Below are 18796 nucleotides of genomic sequence, written 5' to 3' on the forward strand. Positions count from 1 at the left end.
GAAAAGATGCCGCAGTTTGATGCTCACGATTATCGGCAGTTCGGTTACACTAGGATTTTCGATTTTTTATTTTCGATGTCATATGAAGCGCGCGGCCGGCTCACAATAGGCATTGAGAGCCCGCCCTTTGGAGACACAGCTCTCCGGTGCGGGAAATCACCGGATAGCACCCTGTGTCCTGATCTTGAGACTAATTGCATACGCCATGGTTCTGGAAGATAAGGGCTTCGGCAGAAACAGGGCGCTCAACATGTCGTCCCCCAGGGAAGACATGTTCAGGCCACTTTCTCCAATGACGATGACGGCGGTCTTGAAAGCCGGCTGCAGGGCAATCGCAGCCTGATTTCTGGGAAGGGACGAGTAGTCGATCAGAATCAGATCGGCTTGTTTGCCTTTCGAAATCCAGTCTTGAAACTGACCAAATGTTCTAAAACCAGCAGGCTCATAGCCCAGAGCTGCGATATTGTCCTCGTAAACCTCCCGCAAGACGAGATCAGGCTCAACGAGTGCTACTGTCTCGCCCCTCCCGCGCGGCGTTTCATAGCGGCCGAAAAATGTGTCGGGACTGACGGGTTCCCTAGAGGATGGCGGCAGATAGATGTCAAAACGCGTCCCCTCGCCAACGGCTGAAGCAACATCAATGTATCCTGCAAAACCGCTGACTTGCCCGTGGACGGCGGCGAGCCCCAAGCCAGTACCACCGCAACGAGCGCGCGTGGTGAAGAACGGTTCGAAAATGTGAGGCAGGACAGCCTCGGAAATGCCTTCACCGGTATCACTGACACATAGAAGAACATAATCACCGGCTGGCATGATACCATGCGCCAGTGCTTTCGGTCCGGATACAATTCGGTCAACGACGATGTCGATCCGACCGTCAGTATTAATGGCTTGTGACGCGTTCTTGCATAGATTCATCAACATCTGCTGAAGCTCAAGAGGACTTCCCTCGACCACGGTCCGTTTGTCGTCAAACCGGAAATTGAGGTCGATGTTGCGTGGCAACGCAACGCGTAACAATGGCGCGATTTCCGTCACGAGTTCCGAGACACTGAACGGCGTGATCACGCGTTCCCGCTTTCGGCTCAACGTCAGAATCTGGTCGATGATGAGCCTGGCCCGGTCGCCCGAAGAGATTATATGCTCGATGTATTTTCGCGCGACCGAAGATCGACGCAATGAATTTTGCGCCATTTCGGCGTGCCCGATGATCGCGCCCAGGATGTTGTTGAATTCGTGCGCTATTCCACCGGCGAGTGTTCCGACTGCCTGAAGGCGTTCCGCATGCTCCAGGCGTCTCCCAAGAATACCACATTCGGTTTGCTTGCGCCGCACATCGATGTGATGACATAGACAGGCCGTAGCGAGTTCGAGGAGCTGAATTTCACCAGCACTCGCTCGCAGATGATAGCTTTGGTAGCCCAGGGAGCAAATTGCTATCAACTGATCCGTGGATTTATGTGCCAGAAGTATCGAGAGGCCCGGAATTTCCCGCGAAAAACAGCCAGTCTTGCGCGTCGGCATGACGCGAAACACCGACGCCCGTTCATTCGACTTGGCAAGCGAGACCATTTCGCGTAGCGTCCGGTCCTCCCATACCGGCAAAGGAAGCGTCGCGGCGAAAGTTTCAACAGCCCACCTGTCGCCGTGGTCCACCAGTGCCAGCGCGCATGCATCGGCATTAAAGAAGCGCTGGATAATTTCAAGCGCAACTTGCGCCGAGGACTCAAGCGATGGCGCCGAGACTCCGTCAGCTTCGAAACAAACGCCGATCTCCTTGATCAATTCCTCGTGGTCCAGCCGCCTCGCTAGCCAGTCAGTCTTGCGGCGTAGCCGGTAGACCAGTGAAATGATGTAGATGCAGAGGCAAACCGCAACAAAACCCAGGAAGGTTCGTGCACGCTGCTCCCTCACGCTTTCCAAGCTGTACGCCTCCAGACATCTGCGCTGCAATCTTTCGGCGATTTCAGTGGCATCGGAGATCTGAATCACGTTTACCGCATCGTTTACCCGGGGCAAGAGCGACAGAATAATTGGCCCCTCGCGCGAAAGTATGCGCAACGTGGCTTCATCTGCACCGCGGGTGTTTTGGATCCTGTCAAGTTCAAGGCTAATCGCCCCCGAAAGAGCTGGGCTTGGCTGACGTATATACTGCAGCATCAGGTTATCCAGTTTCAGGAATTGGCCCCTTTGATCCGTAGACGACGGTCCTGGAAGAATGCTGAGCGCGCGGGTGAAGCTGGCCAGCGAATCCTGCAGGAGGACGTTCTGCGCGCCAAAGGTTGCGACGGCAGCATCGGTCGTGTCCACGGACACCTTCAGCTGGTTCAGCATTTGAGAGAAATCGTCGCCGCTCAAAAGGGGAGATTGTTGAAACCGCAGCTTAAGATTTTCCAGATTTCTTCGCAAATTTCCTAACCTGGAAAGGATGGGCCGGTAGGTCGTAACCATACCGGTACGGGCGCGGAGGACATCCCGCTGCAACGAGGCGCTGTCGATATTGATCGCTCGCAGCTGGGTAAGGATTGCCCAATTGGTTTCGTTGTCCTGCCAGCATACAACTGCCATCACGCCAAAGATCACCGCAGTAACGGTGAGGGCTGGGATAGACCACGACCTTGCACCCATTTTGAAATTCTGGCGAGTCGGTGAATATCTTTCATTCATCCGTACATACCTCCCCGCGCCGGCGATTGACCACCCGGGCGACGCTTACCGCATGGCAGGGTTTGTAAATGGTCGCGACGTGCAAAGGTCGCGTGAAATGGTTTCAAATGAAATATTGGTCCGCATGCCGAAGAATATTCCGGTCGCAGGAGTATTTTTTGCGCGTCTGCCAGAAACAGAGGAGTTGTCGCCGTCATCGTCCGAAGATGCCGTCGTTGAAGAAAGCAAAGCGGTTGATCATGCATCTCCGAGTGAGTTACATGGCAGGCGTAGCGGGTACGGTCGTCCGTTGCCAGCCACACTCAATCGTTAAAACAGCTGCCCGTTCGGCGCTTTTGTCATTTTGAGCGGGCCATCAGCCGCTGCGCCAGCCATCGTAATGGGATACCTCACTAGGGACGCGTTTTTAATCGTGCGTACAGAGCGTCGTCGCCGACTTTTCATCAGAATTCGAACACGACATTATCCGGGAAGCTTCGTATGATTCCGACGGACGCATTAGCCCGTCAATTGGAATGTTTGCAACTAAAGCGCGTCGCGTCAAACTTGATTCATGCGACGCGCTTTAGCTCTTTGTTTTAACGCATGTCGTTGCCGCAAAACCGCTGCACACTTTTGCGCGACATGCTTTAAGGCACTGTAGCGGCGCGGGAAATATTATCGACCGCGTCCTTCCCTCTGCCTATCCGCAGACATCAATTCCGCTCGCGCACCGTCATGGGCTTCCTTAATTGATTTGGCGATCGGCCGAATCTTCGGCATCAACTCATGAGCGGAGATCTCCCTAAACATTACGGGTTCCGCCACGTCGAAGACCTCGTCAGAGATGCCCTCGATTCTACGGGCCAAGTCGGTCCCTGCCAACCGTTCTGGAGCTTGGCCAGCGTGATGGGTATACGCGGTGCCCAACACTGGACGATATGCAACTTCGCTTTGCATGCGTGCCAGTTGGTTTTCAGTCAGCCGTTCCCCGTCTGGAAGTGTTGGTGCGTGCCTAACCGTGTGAGGCAGCAGTTTCGCATGATAGCTGAGTATTTTGAGGCGCGATTTAAACGTCTCGAAAGGTTCTGTTCGAGTCGAAAGGCTGGTCAAGGCATGAGTTTCGTTAAAATTTGCGACATTTTCCGCTGTCTCGACTGGATTTTCTGTAGTCAAACGTTTCGCTACTTCCGTCAGCAGCGAGTCGGGTAGATCAAGCAATTGTGTCTCGCGGGCGTCATGCGCGGCTACAGTTCCGGATCCGCCACCTTGCAGAGTGGAACTATCCATAATTGAGCTCCTCTTGTTTCTTTCAATCACATTACCCCTCAGGCGCGATCCATCAAGGCATTTTGTATTTCATTAGAAACACTTCGTTGGGATCAAGACAAAAGCCGTAGACTCACTGATCGTTAGTGGCGCGCATTCCTCAGGAGGCGCTGGGAGTAAGGTATGGCGGAATCCGGGGGGCGCCCGGCCCAAGGCTTTAGTAGACCCGGATTCCAGGTGCGTGTAGGCAGTCGAGAACAAAGCAAATGGGAAACAAGATCCTTGAAGCTTCGCATCGATGCTTTTGCATTGTCTGCCGCAACCCTCGGCGAGCTCGTCATGCAGTTCCAGCAAGAATGCGTCCGCGCAGTCGATGCGATTGGCGAGGACGATAAGCCTGAAACCCGCAAGCACTGCGAGTTGATGGACGTAGTACGAAGGCCATTTAAACCTGCCTCTTTCGAGCCGTTTTGTGAACAGGCAGGCTCCCTGGCCATCGTGCCAAACGACCTTGATCAGATCACCACAGTGCGCTTCATAATGCATCCCTCCATCAAATTCCGGGCAACCGGGCGACTTTATCGTATTGATAATCTTCATAAAACTTGGGGCGTCGATCGACGACACCCTGCACCCCTGGACGGCTTCCGAGGTTAACGCATCTACCGGAACCATCCACGGCGAGCCAGGAAGGATTTGCGTTGCAGGAAGAATTCCTCTGCACCAGGCTTTTGGCCGATCCCACGCAAATACCGAGTTTCTCCGCCGCTTTCATCAAGCTGATCATCGGTATCTCCACTTTGGTGGCATCATATTCGGGAATTCCCAGACGCTCGCGCATGTCACGAACACGCACGGCCGTCCAGCTCTCGCCATTACCTGTCTTGCAAAGCATCCGATTGAGGGAGACCGCGAGTTCCCGATCTGGCCAATGTCCGCCCAGTTTGCGCAGTGCTTCGACGGCCGATGGTGCGAGCTCAGCAGGATATCTTCCGGTCTTGACGCGCGCCACACGCACCTCTGTGTGCCGACCTCCGGTCCAATGGATCAACAGCACCGCCTCGTTGGTCGCATCGTCGAGATCGCAAATAATCTCCTGAACCAGGATGTGAATGAGCCGCTGCTTTGTTCTCGTCTCAGTGGAGGGCGCATTCCAGACGGTCGGGAGATCCTGGGCAAGCTGCAGGAGTCGGCCACGATCGATGACGGGGCGCGCTGCTGACAGCGCGGACAGGTCCTTGATCTTGCGCTCAAGCACGCCCACTCGCTCCAGGGCATCATTCCATCGGGCCTCCAGTTCGCGTGCAACATGCCGCTTGGCCGGGTCCACAAGCTCATACCTGCGACTGGCCAACAGCGCTTCGTAGCGTGAGCCTTCGAGATCCCGCTCGAGTGCCGCAATGCCATCTCTTCGGGACCGCTCGACTTGATCCGAGGCGAAGATTGCCGCTTCGACGGCACGATAAGACACCGCTTCCAGAATCTGGACCGCAACGGCGCGATCGACCCTGACGCCGCCAATGCCGATACAAAGGCCGACACCCACGTGTGCATCGTCGCCGCGGCACTGATAGCGATGCGCGTTGCCCTTCGCGCTGCCGTAGAAGACGCGCATCATTCGGCCACAGCGACCGCATCGCATCAGCCCGGTCAAAAGGGCACGGCCGCCACGCGCTGACTTGCGATCGCAGTTCTTCTTCATGTGCGCGTTCTCGGCCAGGAGCTTGTGGTTCTCCTCGTATTCCCGCCAACTGATGTAACCTTGATGATTGTCGCGCAGCAACACGCTCCATTCATCCCGGGGTTTGCGCACCCCGGTGGCTTTGCGAGCGCGACCATCGATGATCCGCGTTCGCTGTGCGCGTCTTCCGAAGGCATAGGCGCCTGCATAGAGTGGGTTGTGGAGGATCTGCATGACGCTGTGGTACGCTGGCGCTTTCCAGACGAGCTTGCAGACGTCCACATTGCGCAGAACGACCGGCATCTTGATATCGGCCGACCGCAGCCACAAAAAGACCTGTCGTCCACTTCCCAGCTCCCGGAAGTTGGCAAAGACAAGCCTGATCGTCTCAGCCACATGTTCGTCCGGGTCGATCTCGATCTTGCCCACTTCGCTCCAGCACAAGCCCGGCGGCAACATGAACCGCAGTTCCCCGCGTCCAGCCTTGGAACCGCGTGCTGCGATGCCGCGCTGACGCATCAAGCTAAGCTCATACTCCGACATCGTGCCTTTCAATCCAAGCAGCAGACGATCGTTGACGAGCCGCGGGTCATAGGCACCATCCGGATCAATGACCAGCGTACCGGCAAGGGCGCAAAGGTCGATCAGATGATGCCAGTCCCTGCCATTGCGCGCCAGGCGGGATGCCTCGATGCAATAGACCGCTCCCACATCGCCGGAGCAAACCTGTGCCACAAGCCGTTCGAATCCAGGCCGTTCCATGCTGCCTGAGCCGGAGCGGCCGAGATCGTCATCGATTACGGTCACCGATGCAAAGCCGGTCGTTGCGGCAGCTCCAGCCAGATCATACTGCCGGCGCTGACTTTCCAGATTGCCGGTGACCTGAGTCATTGTGGACTGGCGGACATAGACCACAGCGGCGCGGCCAAGATGGTCAGGCGTGATCTTCGTGTTCATCAACGCCTCCCGTCTTCGTCATTCTGTTCGCGTCCAAAGCTTCCAGCAGAAGATCCGCCAGCGCTTCCTCCAACCCTTTGACGTTCTTGACCGCCGGAACCTGTAGATTTTGGCGCTCCAACTGCAGAACGAGTTGGTCGCGATTTTGATGTCGCCTGCTTCGCATCATCCTTCTCCTTCTCCTTCTTCCTCGAAGGACGGTATTTTGCTCCTATTGCGTGAGTCGCGCCGAACGATGCCAGCGCCGCTGCCAATTCGTTGAGACCGGCAATGCTGATCTCAGGCAGCCCTAGCGCCATGGTAGTGCAATAGCTTTGATCGAACATCCAATTCGGCAACTCGCGGCACAGATCTGGACGCTCATCCGTGTAGATGCAGGTTAAACTTTTGCCACGCCTGAACGGTGAGACCTGCACTTTCCTCCCGAACAGCGGGTGCCAAGGATAGGCAATCGTCGAATAACGGGAAACGTATGCAGAATGTCGGTAGTTGTCCGCGCTTGCCCCTGAAGCAGAACAGATGACCGCCCAGCGGGTCATGTTTCAGCACCTCCTGCACCCGCAGCGCCAAGGACGGGAACCCGCACCGCATATCCGTATGGCCCGTCGCCAGCCACACCCGAACGCCTGTCGGGATCGGGATCATCGCAACGTCTCCAGCCCGCGCAGGATGCGCAGCAGCACAGCGACGTCTACGTCACGGTCGACGATCACGCGCCGGCCGTTCGCGCTCAGCACCTCCATACGACCACCACCCGCGACCGGCTTCGATGCAGCCGGCACGGGCGCAGGGGCGTCCGGCGTGATCAACGCCGGCACGAAGCCCTCAATCCGAATGCTGCCCAGATTGCCGGTCTGCACCAACTGACGCCAGCGATACAGTTGCGAGCGGGAAACCCCATGCTTCGCCGCCGTCGCGGAAACCTGGCGACGATGGCCAGAAAACGCATCTTCAGCTTCGCTTCGGCGGTAAAACGCCGCCGACGCCCCATGTCGATGATTTCAAGCCGGCTCACCGCTGTCCGAAAACTGTCCATATGCCTGTCCATAGCCACAAAACGACAGATTCATCCTACGCGCTCAAGGCGGCGCTCCTCGGACGCTTACGTACCAGTCATCGGACATATCAGTTTCTCCTTTCTGTCTCTGACGAAAGGAGACCGCACCGTAGCCGCGAGGGGCCAGGGATCGCGGAACGCGACCGCCAGCGGCGGCAAGCGGGGGAACCGATTTTTCTGAGAAGCGCAGCGGCGGAAAAATTGGGGGAGACCGCGTCGTCCTTGACGCCGGAGTGCGACCTGAAGTCGCATGAATCTCTGTTTCGAGAGGAGAAACGTGATCTTCACCACGTGTTGGTAATACGACAACTTGCAAGATAATAGCAGATGGTGTGATCGATCGATCCGGGACACAGGATACTCTGGGCATCCCTTTGGACCCTCAAGGCCGACTTGATGTCTGGGCCTGTGTTGCGGAAACCATCTTGGCCAGCGTTCATGTGCGAACGCAACAACAGGCCGCACATATGGACGCAAGCGATCAGTTGTTGGGCCGGCCGGACAGGTAACAGCTGTTACTCCTCTCATGAACTTTCATACCTGCTGTCTGCCAGTCCGAAAAGGCTCCGCTCCAGGTTCAGCCTTCCGACGATCGCTCGATCTATCATGGCCCGGAAATAGCCCCCCGGCCTGGAAATCTGCTCCGGATCTCGAATTGACTTTTCAAGCACGGTCGCTAAGATCGCCGCTGCCGCGTACTGGCCCACTTTCTTCTGACCATCTGCCCAACCTGCTTCGGACAACCCTATCATCCTGCGCAGCGTTTCGCCTGACCGGCCGATCGCATACCAACTTTCGAACTCTTGGCCTATCATTGATTGAGCACCGGGGCACGCCGCGCGAATGAGCCCAACTGACACAGAGCCCAAAACCTCCCCTTGGATCGTGGAAGAGTCGCGGCCATCGCAACTTCCGTTGTCTTGCTTAACCCCCTCCGCTTCGCGAGACTTTCTTTTAAAAGCCATTTCGACCGCGGAGCGGTCGTTCTTGCTAATTTGTTCCCGCTCTGTAGAGCGGGCCCGCAATTTTCTACTTTCAGATTCTGATTCATGGGTTGTATTGATATTAGCGCTGTCATCAATGTCACCCTCGCATGACAAACGGAACGGAATGTCCTCCGGCGCCAATGCAGCCAACGCCTGTTCGTGAAGCGAACTTATACGATTTGCGCGTTCAACCAACCCGCCCCCACCCGCCAGTATGGACTCGAGCTCGGATCTTTCAGTCGTCATCTGCGAGGGATTGGACAGGCAGAGATCTTCAATCGCACGCGACAGGCGGCTGATGTCGCGTTTGGCAGCGAGTTCGGCGTTCAATTGCTGATGGTACTGGATCACCGCCTGCTTAAGTTCGCCAGCCCTTACACGGGATGGTGTGAAGTCAATTCCAAAGCCAGCCGTCACTTCGCCTTTATCGTTGCGATATACAAAGCGCCGACCTGTCGAACTGTCCCGGTAGGCTGCAACACCCGCCTCTACGAGCCGTCGGATGCATCGCATTACGGTGCGCTGCGAGCGCAGCGTATACTCAGCGAGTTTCGCATTAGATATGGCCACGATTGGACGCCCAGAGCCTTTCCAGTCATCGGCCTGGGAAAGACCGAGAAGGATATCCATTACATGATACGTCGTGCCATCTATGCCCAAAACTGGAGCAGCCTTCTTCAGGAGCAAAGCCATTTCCGATTTTGTCGTATCTGGTATGTCGTTTGCCATTGCAAGACGTGCACTTGCGGCAATTCCAGGAGTCACGCGTCGGAACGACGCCACTGACAAAGCTTCAGTCATAGCTATCCTGCTGCGGATCTCTCGATCGCAGTCCCAATAATGCGATTTTTCAGGAAGCCGCCGGAAGCTAAGCGCAAAAAAACCGTCCCTGACAGTTACAGCGACTTGATTAACACCCTTATCCGTCTTAGAATTAGCCCGCTAGAGCTGACGTTGACGGTGCCGAGATGCTCCGTTGGCCGTGATTGAAGGGTCTGTCGATTGCAGTCGATAGGCCCTTTTTCCATTTCTCGTTTCTAGATCATTCCAGAACCCTTCCCTTGTCGTCTTTGAACTCCTGAAAGAGATCGGGTAGCCGTTGCAGCAGCCAGTCCGAAAGCCCCGGAAGTCGATCGTCAGGAATTGAAAAGCGAGTCGAATTATCGGTACGCCTCGTTACTATGACGATGCCATCGTCCAAGGCGACTCTACAATATCCGGTTTGCTTTTTGCAGAAAGATCAAACGCTTCCATGATGAGCGCGAACCGCTGGTCGCTTCGGCACTGAGCCCATGCTGGAGACGCAGTCAGCTCCGCCAAGATTTCCCTTTGCCGGGCGTTCAGGATTCGATTGTGGACGCGAGCGCCCAGCTTTTCCGATTTTGGACGTCCAACCGACGGCGCCGGGCCGATCACCGGATGAGTCCCTCAGGTATCAGGGCCGCGGTATTTGTAAGAATCGATATCGAGGCGAGGCGCTGGCCCTCTTTACGTCCAAGCGCGTTCGATATTAATTCCCGCGAGTACTTCCGCTCCTTCAGATTAAAGGCAAACAGGGCCTGCTCGATGAAGGATAGATTGAGTCGTTCCGAGTTCTCAATACCCCGTGAGATAACAAGCTCCTCGTCGCTTAGCTCGCGTACGATCGCCTTGGCGGGGCGTTTAAGTATCTGGCAAGCGCGAAGACGCCGGTGGCCATATGCAGCCTGGTATTGACCTGGCCTCCCAGCCAAGGGACGCACGAGGATCGGAAGTTTCTGCCCGGCCTCTCTAATCCCTTCGACAAACGCTTGAAACGTACCATCGCCCTCTATATCCAAGCGGTCGCTGATAAACGACGGGGCGACTCGATCGGGATCGAGTTCGATAACCGATTCACACGAAAGCAACTGATCATGAAGGCGCCTGTTCTCATCTTCGATCGAGACGAAGGCACGATCCATTGATTTTACAGCCACCGAACCGACTCGCCGCTTTTCCTGCTCGGCGCGTGAGGGTGCCGATTGCTTAGCAAGGACCTCCGTATCGACCTGAGCAAACAGGCTCTTCATTCGCTGGTTTCGCTCTTTGGGATTGACCATCATCTACCCCACACGTTTTTGATATGATGGAAAATCTCGCGATTGACCGAATCCACCGACTCGAGTGCGCGACTAAGCGTATCGCGTCCGACACCCCTTGACAATTCATAAAGACTCTTGTTTTCAAGCCCGGCACTTGCAATCGCAGTAGTCTCGGCAACAGCCGGAGCCAAAACATCCTCTTTAAACAGGGAGCGTAACAAAGTGACGACGTTAACTTGAGGACCGTCGTTGGGGTTGTGTCGCGTGATCACATAGCGGATGAAATCGTGGCTGAGTGTACCGCCGCGTTTCTCGATCACGCCCATGAGATCACTCATCATAGCTAGAAACTGATTCATACTGGCAACGTCAATCATTGCTGGATGAATTGTGATAAGCAGCGCGGTGGCAGCACAGAGGGCGCCGAGCGTAAGGTAACCGAGCTGGGGAGGGGCATCGACAAGGACTATATCGTAGTCCGCCTCAACTTCGCTGATGACCGTCAAAAGCCTGCGAAAAAAGATCTCGTCTCCTCGCCCATAGCCATCCGCGATAGCATGCGGAGTTTCGTGTTCGTACTCCATCAACTCGAGGTTTGCCGGGATCAAATCGATTCCTGCGAAATAGGTTCGTCTGATTACCTCGTGAACAGACCTGCGACGATCATCGTAACGAATCGCGGCATAGACAGTTTCGTTTTCATCAACGTCGAACTCGGGCTGGTATCCGAACATTGCCGACAATGATGCTTGCGGGTCTAGATCAATTGCAAGCACCCGAAGCCCCCGGATTGCCAGATAGTGCGCCAGATGCACGGTTGTGGTAGTTTTAGCCGAGCCGCCCTTGAAGTTTGCGACGGCAACAACCTGTAGCTTGTCACCCGCCCGGCGTCGGGGCAAGAACACCAGTGCTTCGTTTGGACGCTTTTGGGCGAGATGCTCACGTATCTGATTTACCTGGTGAAGCGTATAGATCCGCCGGCCGTTGTCCTGTCGGTCGGGGATAGCGCTCTCACCGTCAAGCGACATCTGGCGTAGCGTGGATTCCGCAATGCCGAGTAGCGCAGCAACCTCGCGCGACGTAAAAGTTTTAAGGGATTTTGCAGCCTCAGGCTCATAAAGTCGTTCGCGAATTGACTGGAGTTGCGAAGACAACAACTGTGACTGTCGCCTGATCTTCATCGCCGACGATTCAGCTTGTTGGATCTGCTGCTGGTTTGTTATCATTTTTCCTCACGACGGTTTTTTCGCGATCGTCAGTGATTTTCCGTCGATAAGCAGTTACCCGATTCCCAGATTGCGTCAAACCATACTTCGTTAACCAACGGTTACGAACCAGCGGGTAAAACCTCTGCCACCCAAGGGCAGACCTCCTATAAATACAGAGACTTAGGATGCTATCCTCCAAGCAGTGTCGCCAATTGTTTTACTATGAATCCTACAACCGTAACGCATCTCTAAGTGCGATCGAAACGCAATTCCAGCACACGCCGATCGCTTTCACCATTCTTCACGACCGAATCTGCCTTGTAAGATTTACAACTAGCGGCCGACTCCGATTTGTGCCGACTTCAACGACGACGGCGAAATTCATGCAGGTGTTCGCGCTCAGTAAACCGCGGAATGTCCACAAAACTCAGCTCCTTCACCAACACCACCAGCTACGCGCTCGCGTCTTCTCGGAGCGGCTAGGCTGGGAGGTCAAGGTTGTAGACGGCCAAGCATCCGGCTTCGAGACTCTAGACCCAACCTACATCGTTGCCGCTTCCAACAACGGCTACCGGAGGACAGGCTGAACGCACACCGGCGATGGTCAAGAGCTCCCGCTTCTGCGTTGATACGACCCTTGAAGAGCGCAGGCGATCGGGTTCAGTACATGAGATAACGCTGACCAGGTTTGCGGGCATCATCGAGTGGTGCCTCGCAAATGGTTATGCCGAGGTCAAGACCGGGCTCACGAGGCCGACGAAGCTGACCGAGCAACAGGCCATCAACCAAGCCAAAGGCTTGGTGCGTATTCCGATGTGATGGAGTATCATGAAATTCCGTCGCTGACCGCGGCCGAGATCAAGAACATCGGCGAACGCGTTGCTGGCGCGACGAACCAGTTCATCAGCCGAGCAAACCCGATGCTCTCCGCAGCCTTGCCAACAGGGGAGCGAAGCCAAATCGTCCTACCGCCGGCAGCGGCCGACGGTGGCGCCATCTCGATCCGCAAGCAAACGCCGTCCAGCCGATGCGGCGCTTGGCGGCCTTGAATACAGTACCTCAGCGGAGGCGCAGAGGTCATCGCAAGCAAGCCCCAAGGACGTTCCCGATTTAGCCGAATCCGATTTGGCGGATGTCAGTGAGTTGTCGCCCATCGACACCAGGAGGGCTGCTTTTGGAACGGGGAACCGGCAGATCAGGCTTGAAGATCAAGTCAGGGCAGGTCCTGTCACTTCCTACGCGCAACAGGCGGGGTACCAATCAGTCACCCACACGGTTTTTGATGCCGAACATATTGGTGACAACCGGCTAGTCGGGAGCGCGCCAATCCCTCCTTTGCTCGAAGACGAGCATATCGCGGCCGATTTTGCACTGCTTGGCGAGGCGCTGCGCAGGGCCAGTCCCGACATCGCCGCCCGGACACGGTTGGTGGCGCCTGCGGTGGCCCATTTCTTGCGCATGGCTCGGAACCCGGCCGACGCGGCCGCCGCTTTCCACGACATCATCGATGGCGGCAGAGCCAACTTCGGGAGCGGCACGGCCAGCTTCGTGTTCCTTCCGGTCAACAATGCTGGGACTGGCGCGGGGGGCACCCACTGGTCGCTTTTGTTTGTCGATCTGCGCGGGCGCCAGCCGGTCGCCTATCATTACGACTCCTTGGGCACCCTGAACAGCGCCATTGCAAAGGGGCTGGCAGCACGTCTGGGGGCCCGCTTGGATGGAGTGCGGATGGCCCAGCAGGACAACAGCTACGATTGCGGGGTATTTGTCGTGGACGCCACCAGGGCGCTGGCCGCGCGATTGGCTGATGGAGAACGGCCCGGGAGCCAGCCGCTGCACCTCGACACCCTCGTCGCCGACCGGCAGGCTTTACTGGACCGCCTCACGGCCCCAAGTAACGCACGAGTGGAAGTGGCGTCTTCCTCGAGAAGCAGAGAACGCTTTAGGGAGCGATAAGCTTCAGGGCGCCCGCATTAATAGGCCCACCGAACGGCTAGCCCGGCGAAAAATCGGAGGCGCGCGCGAAAGCCCTCGTGAATGCTGCCGGTCCCTGGGTTGCCAATGTCATCTCCGATGTCGTTGGTCTGAAGACGAATGATCGTATCCGGCTGGTTCAGGGCAGCCATATCGTCGTCAACAGGCTTTATGATCACGACCGCTGCTACATTTTCCAGAATCCGGACGGTCGCATCTTCTTCGCCATTCCTTATGAAGACGACTTTACGCTCGTGGGCACGACCGATCGTGATTACGATGCTGCTCCCGAGAACGTCGCGGCTTCGTCGGAAGAAATCGATTATCTCGTGCAGGCAGTTTCTTCCTATTTGGCAAGGATGTGAAACGCGCCGAATGTGGTCTGGAGCTATTCGGTCGTACAGGCGCTTAAACAACGGCGCGGCCAACGCCCAGGAGACCACGCGCGACAATTTGCCGCAGCTTGATGGCGGTCCGGGGAAGGCCCCGCTTCTCTCGGTCCTTGGCGGCAAGATAACGACCTATCGGGTGCTTGCTGAAGATGCACTGGGAAAGCTTGCATCGCTCTTTCCCGGTTGGGCGAAGGGCGCCGCACCCTGACGATCGTCACCGCAGCACTCAGTTCAAGGCGACCGAGCTACTGCGTGCAGAGCTTGCTAAAATCAAAGACCATTCTCGCGTCTCCCTGCACGGCATTGGTGATGGCGGTCGCCAATGGAAATTCGTTTTCCGCATTGTCGATTTGATGCAGCAGGGAGAGAACAACGCCAGCCGTGTCGATGCCTTCCACCGTTTCACCCGCAAGCTCACCGGATTTTATTTCGGAAACCGAGTGCCCCAGCCCCCGTGACCGAGCCTACTGTTGCGTCCGCCGCCGACCGTGACATGCAAGTCGCCGAGACCGGCAAGATCAAAGGCTGTGGCGCGGTGCCCGCCGATACGCTCGCAAAGCGAGGCCATTTCCAGCATTGCCTGATTGAACACACCAGCGGTGGGGTTTTTGGATTGCCCGTCCGGTCGCGTCGGGTCCGGATAGCGTGTCTGCATGGCGCTTACACCGATGGCAAAGAAGTTTTTCAAGGCCGCGCAGGCCTCCACGCCTGTCACGTCGTCGGTGATCGCAAGACGATAATAAGGCGTGCGCATCAGTTCCACCGCTCGCTCCGTCGCCTCGCGGTCACGGCCAGAATAAACGCTGAGGGTCGGAAAGCGGTTGGACAGCTCTTTCGCGATACAGGGACCGCCGATGCCAATGAAAGCCGACATCCTCTCGATGCGGCGCGGCAGGGTCTCGGCATAGGTGACCACGCGGCCGCCATCTCGGTCCAGCCCTTGGTCACGAAGGCGATGGGTATTTCCGATACGAGCAGCCCGTTCAGCCGATCCGCGACCCACTCGATACCGGGGTTGGACACGCCGACGACAACGAGATCGGCAGCCTCCACATGCGCTGGCGTCAGTTCCCCACCGGCAATGACTTGCACGGCATCGAAAAGGGGTGCGTCCAGCTCGGGATGGATGCCACCCCACTGTTTGAGCCGGTCGATGATGGCAGCATCGAGCGGTGTTCCCGCAAGCAGGACGGTGTGCCCGTTATCGGTCGCGGGAACGGCGAGGGCCGAACCCATGACGCCTGCGCCCAGGATGAGGATGGTTGCTATGCCCGATGTCCTTCCAATGCCATATGATGATGGCGGCGATGACCGGCACGCCGCCTACGAAAAAGCCGTTTGCGCGTTATCGCATCATCGCGGCGACGTTTCCGCCGTCCACGGTGATAACTGCCCCTGTCGAGGCGCGCGCCTTGGCGAGATGCAGGAAGGCGGCGGCCACGTCTGCGGCGGTCACCTCCCGCTTCAGCATGTTGCCGCGCATGTATTCCTCCGGGGGCAGGCCGCGCGCCTTGGAGCGATCCTCCACCATCTGGTCGGTCATCAGGCCGGTACGAATGCGGTCGGCATTGACCGCATTCGACGTGATGCCGGATGCACCGTGTTCAACCGCATATTGCCGCATTAGCGCCATCAGCGCTGCTTTGGACGTGCCATAGGGACCGAAATCAGCACCCGGATTGACCGCCTGTTTCGAGACATTGAAGACCAAGGCACCGCCGGTTCCCTGCTTTTCCATGATGCGAACGGCAGCCCGGGCGACATAGTGATGGCCCCAGAAATTCAGCTCAAACGCCATGCGGAACGTGGCCTCGTCGACGGAGAGAAGCTTGCCCTGAAAAGCCGCTCCGGCATTGGAAATCAGGATGTCGACGCCGCCGTAATGACGGGCAACCTCCGCCACGGCGCGATCTACTGCATCGGGGTTGGTCACATCGCAGACGACGGGCAGCGCACCTAGACGTTTCGCGGCGACCTTCAGCGGCTCTTCCGAGATGTCGAACAGCGCGACATCGGCGCCCTCCGCCTTTAACGCTTCGGCGACCGACAGACCGAGGCCGCTTGCCGCACCCGTTACGATCGCTACCTGCCGTGTCAAGGGCTTTTCCTGGACCTTGATAAGCTTGACCTGTTCAAGCGACCAATACTCGATATCGAAGAGATCGGCTTCCGAAAGGGCCTCGAAGGCATCGATCCCCTCGGCATTGCTGATGACCTCGATTGTTGCCTCCGCGACATCGGCAGCCACTATCGCATTCTTGTGCGCCGCGCCGGCGGCAAAGAGGCCCAGTCCAGCAACATAGAAGACACGCGGCTTCGGATCGAGCATTCGCTTGATCCCGCCCGCGCGAAGATTGTTGCGGGCGAAGTAATCCTTGTAGTCGGCCTCATAGCTGGAAACCGCTTCCTGCACCGTGGCAGCCCACTCCTCAAGCTTGTCTTTCCGGGGCGCCGGGAGCGCCACGCCAAAGCGCTTGATGTGAATGACGTGTTCCGGGGTCGCATTGCCACGGCGCACGAGGCTTTCCACCTTGTCCGAATTGCAGAAATCGAGGATTCGTTCGCTTGAGCGGTGTTCCAACACGAAGCGTCTGGGTTCGCCGTCCTGGCCCGTGTCGACCGCCAGCGCACCACGCAGGATCGGGGCAATATCGGCAGTATCGGCCAGTCCTCCCGGTACGCTGACGCTCTGGAACGGCTTCGCCCTCCCCTTGGCGATACGTTTTTTTGCCTGATCTATCTTCGCGATCATATCCTCATAGGAAGTGCGCGGATCTTCCGACCATGTGAAGATGCCATGTTTTAAGAGGATCATGCCATCGCCCTTGGGATTGGCGCGGTAGGCAGCATCGCAGACCTTGGCGAGATCGAAGCCTGGCATGACATAGGGAACGATAATCGAGTCCGGGAAGAGCTCGCGGATGATGTCTTCGCCATGGGGCTGGTTGGTCAGGGATACGATGGCGTTCGCATGGGTGTGGTCTATGTGCTTGAACGGGAGCAGGGCATGCAGGATCGCCTCGACGGAGGGATTGGGGGCAGAGGGATCGATCAGCAATCGTCTTTGTAGCATCACCATGTCGTCATCGGAGAGCGTTTCGAAGCCGACCATGGCGCGCAACGGCTCAAGACGCACTGCCGGCAACCCCTGGGGTTCGATCGTGCCCATGTCCCAGCCGCTGCCCTTGACGCCGAGCACCTCGACCTCGGATCCATCCATTTCGGTCAGAACGGTTTTGACGGAGGTGTTGCCGCCGCCATGCAGAACCAGTTCCGGGTCGCAGCCGAGCAACCGGGTCGTGTAGGTGCGGATGGCGAGGTCACGGTTGATACCTTTGGCGACGTATCCATCGACCACCGAGGCAAATTCGGATACCGACCAGCGCGATTTCATAAAAGTTCCTTTCCTGACCGCCCGGCGGGTCCGGCACGGCGCGATAAACCTGTGATTGGAAGAGCCCGCGAACCTAGATGCGCGCCTCGGTAGCAGTATCGAAAACGTGAACTTTGGACGTGGGCACGGTGAAGCGGACGTCGCTTCCGGGCGCGAGCCGCGCGGCCTTGTCAACCACCGCGACGAACCGGCCATCCGGCCCTTCGCAGAACAACTGCGCGTCATGCCCCAGACGCTCCAGCAGGATCGATTTAGCCGCAAGCGGTCCGGCGGGATCGACCTGGAGATCGGTCGGGCGCAATCCGATCACGACCGACTGCCCCGGCTTTTCCCGCGTGGACGCATCCAGCGGCACCCGTCCGGTCGCCGTGTCGACGGCGGGAACGCCATCGGCCACGACGACCGTTCCGGGGAGGAAGTTGATGGCCGAGGAGCCGATGAAATCCGCGACATATTTGCTTTCCGGCCTGTCATAGACGTCGTCGTTAGAACCTATCTGCTTGATCTTGCCGGCACGCATAACGACGATCTTGCCCGCCATTGTCATGGCCTCGACCTGCTCGTGGGTCACGTAGATGGTGGTGGTTTTCAACCGGTTGTGCAGCTGACGGATTTCGGTACGGATATGCGCGCGCAGCTTCGCATCGAGGTTCGAAAGAGGTTCGTCGAAGAGAAACACCGCTGCCTCACGCACCATGGCGCGGCCCATGGCGACACGCTGGCGCTGACCACCGGAAAGCTCCTTCGGGTAGCGGCCGAGATAATCCGTCAGCTTCAACGTCGCCGCGGCCCACTCGACACGCCTCTTGATGTCCGCGGCGGGCACTTTGGCGACTTCGAGAGAGAAGGCGATATTGTCGTAGACCTTCATCGTCGGGTAAAGCGTTCTGGAACACCATCGCGATCGAGCGGTCGCGCGGGTGCACGTCATTCACGCGCTTGCCATCAATCAGCAAGTCGCCTTCCGTGACGGTCTCGAGGCCCGCCGTCATGCGCAGCAAAGTCGTCTTGCCACAGCCCGACGGCCCGAGCAGAACAACGAACTCATGGCCTTCAATCTTGAACGAGATGTCTCGCATGATCGTAAAGGCGCCGAAGTACTTTCCGATGCGCTGATATACCACGGTCGCCATGGGGGTGTTAACTCCGTTTGCGCAGCCTGCCCCTGA

Annotated in this window: 15 protein-coding genes and 6 pseudogenes; 6 read left to right on the forward strand and 15 right to left on the reverse strand. The window is 57.3% G+C overall.

Annotation, left to right across the window (positions count from 1 at the left end; all coding sequences use genetic code 11):
• Positions 1 to 156: 156 nt before the first annotated feature.
• Positions 157 to 2667, reverse strand: a complete 2511-nt coding sequence (gene virA, locus ATY29_RS05640; RefSeq protein WP_011427346.1) for a two-component system sensor kinase VirA — start codon at positions 2665 to 2667, stop codon at positions 157 to 159.
• Between the two features lie 52 nt (positions 2668 to 2719).
• On the opposite strand from virA, the gene ATY29_RS36345 reads away from it, so the two are divergent.
• Entirely contained in the window at positions 2720 to 2980 is a 261-nt protein-coding gene (locus ATY29_RS36345; RefSeq protein ID WP_133118182.1) for a hypothetical protein, read from the forward strand.
• A gap of 344 nt (positions 2981 to 3324) precedes the next feature.
• Here the strand turns inward: ATY29_RS36345 and ATY29_RS05645 are convergent, their stop codons facing one another.
• The 9 genes and pseudogenes from ATY29_RS05645 to repA form a co-directional block, all read right to left on the reverse strand.
• Complete coding sequence (locus tag ATY29_RS05645) at positions 3325 to 3936, reverse strand: hypothetical protein (protein WP_011427344.1); 612 nt, start codon at positions 3934 to 3936, stop codon at positions 3325 to 3327.
• A 426-nt stretch (positions 3937 to 4362) separates the two neighbouring features.
• Positions 4363 to 4515, reverse strand: a pseudogene (gene tnpB / locus ATY29_RS38435) (IS66 family insertion sequence element accessory protein TnpB); the annotation flags it as partial.
• Positions 4469 to 6553, reverse strand: coding sequence for a recombinase family protein (locus ATY29_RS05655; protein WP_103671194.1), 2085 nt, complete (start codon positions 6551 to 6553; stop codon positions 4469 to 4471). The gene ATY29_RS05655 and the pseudogene tnpB, both read right to left, overlap by 47 nt.
• Positions 6553 to 7092: a hypothetical protein gene (locus ATY29_RS37455; protein ID WP_011427341.1), complete on the reverse strand. Its 540-nt coding sequence runs from the start codon at positions 7090 to 7092 to the stop codon at positions 6553 to 6555. The genes ATY29_RS05655 and ATY29_RS37455 overlap by 1 nt, the downstream gene beginning before the upstream one ends.
• Before the next feature lie 10 nt (positions 7093 to 7102).
• Positions 7103 to 7198 (reverse strand): annotated as a pseudogene (locus ATY29_RS38440) (IS66 family insertion sequence element accessory protein TnpB); the annotation flags it as partial.
• Positions 7195 to 7601: pseudogene (tnpA, locus tag ATY29_RS05670) on the reverse strand (IS66-like element accessory protein TnpA). The pseudogenes tnpA and ATY29_RS38440, both read right to left, overlap by 4 nt.
• Before the next feature lie 533 nt (positions 7602 to 8134).
• Positions 8135 to 9397 (reverse strand): plasmid replication protein RepC, encoded by a 1263-nt coding sequence (repC, locus tag ATY29_RS05675; protein WP_011427339.1) that lies wholly within the window; start codon positions 9395 to 9397, stop codon positions 8135 to 8137.
• 611 nt (positions 9398 to 10008) lie between these two features.
• Complete coding sequence (repB, locus tag ATY29_RS37465; RefSeq protein ID WP_244597348.1) at positions 10009 to 10677, reverse strand: plasmid partitioning protein RepB; 669 nt, start codon at positions 10675 to 10677, stop codon at positions 10009 to 10011.
• The gene (gene repA / locus ATY29_RS05685; protein ID WP_011427337.1) at positions 10677 to 11885 is read right to left on the reverse strand and encodes a plasmid partitioning protein RepA; all 1209 of its coding nucleotides are present in this window, start codon (positions 11883 to 11885) and stop codon (positions 10677 to 10679) included. Before repA ends, repB begins: the two co-directional genes overlap by 1 nt.
• A gap of 365 nt (positions 11886 to 12250) precedes the next feature.
• Here repA and ATY29_RS38300 point away from each other — a divergent pair, with 365 nt between their 5' ends.
• From ATY29_RS38300 to ATY29_RS38310, 5 genes and pseudogenes are all read left to right on the forward strand, one after another.
• Positions 12251 to 12454 carry an acyl-homoserine-lactone synthase gene (locus ATY29_RS38300; protein ID WP_063503099.1) on the forward strand — a complete coding sequence of 68 codons (204 nt, stop codon included), beginning with the start codon at positions 12251 to 12253 and terminating at the stop codon, positions 12452 to 12454.
• A 13-nt stretch (positions 12455 to 12467) separates the two neighbouring features.
• Positions 12468 to 12686, forward strand: coding sequence for an acyl-homoserine-lactone synthase (locus ATY29_RS38305; RefSeq protein ID WP_063503098.1), 219 nt, complete (start codon positions 12468 to 12470; stop codon positions 12684 to 12686).
• A pseudogene (locus ATY29_RS05695) lies at positions 12644 to 12880 on the forward strand (hypothetical protein); the annotation flags it as partial. The gene ATY29_RS38305 and the pseudogene ATY29_RS05695, both read left to right, overlap by 43 nt.
• A gap of 130 nt (positions 12881 to 13010) precedes the next feature.
• Entirely contained in the window at positions 13011 to 13823 is an 813-nt protein-coding gene (locus ATY29_RS05700; RefSeq protein ID WP_011427334.1) for a Ulp1 family isopeptidase, read from the forward strand.
• 77 nt (positions 13824 to 13900) lie between these two features.
• Positions 13901 to 14206: an FAD-dependent oxidoreductase gene (locus ATY29_RS38310; RefSeq protein WP_011427333.1), complete on the forward strand. Its 306-nt coding sequence runs from the start codon at positions 13901 to 13903 to the stop codon at positions 14204 to 14206.
• 272 nt (positions 14207 to 14478) lie between these two features.
• On the opposite strand, the gene ATY29_RS38445 is transcribed toward ATY29_RS38310, so the two are convergent.
• The 5 genes and pseudogenes from ATY29_RS38445 to ATY29_RS05720 all read right to left on the reverse strand — a co-directional run bounded on the left by ATY29_RS38445 (position 14479) and on the right by ATY29_RS05720 (position 18760).
• A complete protein-coding gene (locus tag ATY29_RS38445; RefSeq protein ID WP_406550282.1) occupies positions 14479 to 14631 on the reverse strand; it encodes a hypothetical protein in 153 nt (50 codons plus the stop codon).
• Between the two features lie 26 nt (positions 14632 to 14657).
• Positions 14658 to 15149, reverse strand: a complete 492-nt coding sequence (locus ATY29_RS38450; RefSeq protein WP_406550283.1) for a hypothetical protein — start codon at positions 15147 to 15149, stop codon at positions 14658 to 14660.
• Positions 15150 to 15220: 71 nt separating this feature from the next.
• A pseudogene (locus ATY29_RS38455) lies at positions 15221 to 15469 on the reverse strand (glycerol-3-phosphate dehydrogenase); the annotation flags it as partial.
• A 109-nt stretch (positions 15470 to 15578) separates the two neighbouring features.
• Positions 15579 to 17627, reverse strand: a complete 2049-nt coding sequence (locus ATY29_RS05715; RefSeq protein WP_011427331.1) for a bifunctional aldolase/short-chain dehydrogenase — start codon at positions 17625 to 17627, stop codon at positions 15579 to 15581.
• A gap of 73 nt (positions 17628 to 17700) precedes the next feature.
• Positions 17701 to 18760: pseudogene (locus tag ATY29_RS05720) on the reverse strand (ABC transporter ATP-binding protein).
• Positions 18761 to 18796: the final 36 nt, after the last annotated feature.

Origin of the sequence: Rhizobium hidalgonense (genome assembly GCF_002914525.1) — a bacterium.
GTDB lineage: Bacteria > Pseudomonadota > Alphaproteobacteria > Rhizobiales > Rhizobiaceae > Rhizobium > Rhizobium hidalgonense.

Excerpts from the sequence above, each read along its gene's own strand:
- ATY29_RS05655 (WP_103671194.1), bottom strand. The coding sequence starts at position 6,553 with ATGAACACGAAGATCACGCCTGACCATCTTGGCCGCGCCGCTGTGGTC.
- ATY29_RS38300 (WP_063503099.1), top strand. The coding sequence starts at position 12,251 with ATGCAGGTGTTCGCGCTCAGTAAACCGCGGAATGTCCACAAAACTCAG.
- repB (WP_244597348.1), bottom strand. The coding sequence starts at position 10,677 with ATGGTCAATCCCAAAGAGCGAAACCAGCGAATGAAGAGCCTGTTTGCT.
- ATY29_RS05715 (WP_011427331.1), bottom strand. The coding sequence starts at position 17,627 with ATGAAATCGCGCTGGTCGGTATCCGAATTTGCCTCGGTGGTCGATGGA.
- repA (WP_011427337.1), bottom strand. The coding sequence starts at position 11,885 with ATGATAACAAACCAGCAGCAGATCCAACAAGCTGAATCGTCGGCGATG.
- ATY29_RS05645 (WP_011427344.1), bottom strand. The coding sequence starts at position 3,936 with ATGGATAGTTCCACTCTGCAAGGTGGCGGATCCGGAACTGTAGCCGCG.
- ATY29_RS36345 (WP_133118182.1), top strand. The coding sequence starts at position 2,720 with ATGGCAGGGTTTGTAAATGGTCGCGACGTGCAAAGGTCGCGTGAAATG.
- repC (WP_011427339.1), bottom strand. The coding sequence starts at position 9,397 with ATGACTGAAGCTTTGTCAGTGGCGTCGTTCCGACGCGTGACTCCTGGA.
- ATY29_RS38305 (WP_063503098.1), top strand. The coding sequence starts at position 12,468 with ATGGTCAAGAGCTCCCGCTTCTGCGTTGATACGACCCTTGAAGAGCGC.
- ATY29_RS37455 (WP_011427341.1), bottom strand. The coding sequence starts at position 7,092 with ATGACCCGCTGGGCGGTCATCTGTTCTGCTTCAGGGGCAAGCGCGGAC.
- virA (WP_011427346.1), bottom strand. The coding sequence starts at position 2,667 with ATGAATGAAAGATATTCACCGACTCGCCAGAATTTCAAAATGGGTGCA.